Below are 1,429 nucleotides of genomic sequence, written 5' to 3'. Positions count from 1 at the left end.
GCTTGAGCGCCAGGCGCGTTCGCACCCTCCGCCTGGCCGGTCATCGGCAGCGGCGTCTGCGCCGGGCGCGGCACGCCCTGCGGGCGGAAGGCCAGCATGCGCAGCAGCGTCATTTCCAGCGCGGTGCGCGCATCCGGGGCGTTGGCCATGTCGCCACGCCCCTGCAGGGCGATCTGGTAATAGAGCTGCACGTCTTCACCGGTGAAACGGCTGGCCAGCGCCAGCAGCGCATCACGGTCGCCATGCCCGTTGTCCAGTGCGCTCGGCACCATCTGGGCGATCGCCAGACGGTGGAAGACGGAGGCCATGTCATCCAGCACCCCGCCGTAGTCCGGCCCCTGCTCGGCCAGTGTCGCCACCTCCGCCAGCAGACTCGCGGCGTCCAGCGAGGCCAGACACTCCAGCAGCGCCAGCACATGGCGGTGATCCAGCGTGCCGAGCATGGCGGCGACATCTTCGCGCCGCACCTGACCATGGCCGAAGGCGATCGCCTGATCGGTCAGACTCATGGCGTCACGCATCGAGCCATCGGCAGCCTTGCCGAGCAGCCACAGCGCGTCTTCCTCGAAGCTGACTTCCTCGCGGGCGAGAATGTCGGACAGGTGCTCGACCACGCGCACCGGCGGCATGTTCTTGAGCGTGAACTGCAGGCAGCGCGACAGGATGGTGACCGGCAGCTTCTGCGGATCAGTGGTCGCGAGCAGGAACTTCACGTGGGGCGGCGGCTCTTCCAGCGTCTTGAGCAGCGCATTGAAACTGTGGGTCGACAGCATGTGCACCTCATCGATGAGGTACACCTTGTAGCGGCCCTGGGTCGGCGCGTACTGGACGTTGTCCAGCAGCTCACGCGTATCCTCGACCTTGGTCCGCGAGGCGGCGTCGACTTCGATCAGGTCGACGAAGCGGCCCTCATCGATCTCGCGACAGGTGCCACAAACGCCACACGGCCTGGAGCTGACGCCCTCTTCACAGTTCAGGCACTTGGCCAGGATGCGCGCCAGCGTCGTCTTGCCGACACCGCGGGTCCCGGTGAACAGATAGGCATGGTGCAGGCGCCCCTGATCGAGGGCATTGACCAGCGCACGGCTGACATGCTCCTGACCGATCAGTTCGTGAAAATTGCGCGGGCGCCACTTGCGCGCCAATACCTGATAGCTCATTGAGCGGGGCATTCCTTGGGCGATCTGAAACATGAGCTGAAACCTGCACGACCCGGCTGGGCTTTACCCCCGACGGTCGACAGACGGAGACCGATGACGAGGCCTCGCTGAGAATGCGCTCATTCTAGCGACTTGCCGTGTGGCTTCAAAGCACGATGCCACTTGCGCAGCAGGATTGAGGGCGCGAGGCCGGATGACAGGCGTGGTGCGCCCCCGAATTGCGGGCACGACGAAACGCCAAGCGGGGCTCGGGACAGGCAGGAGATGAC

1 protein-coding gene is annotated in these 1,429 nt (G+C 65.6%); it reads right to left on the bottom strand.

Annotation, left to right across the window (positions count from 1 at the left end):
• Positions 1-1,160, bottom strand: a 1,160-nt coding sequence (gene dnaX, locus AC4FAH_RS03935) for a DNA polymerase III subunit gamma/tau (RefSeq protein ID WP_490245657.1), incomplete at its 3' end; no start/stop codon positions are given.
• Positions 1,161-1,429 lie beyond the last annotated feature (269 nt).

It is taken from the genome of Cobetia sp. (assembly GCF_983723665.1).
The sequence above is the reverse complement of the archived record's forward strand: the minus strand, read 5'-3'. Positions and strand labels throughout refer to the sequence as shown.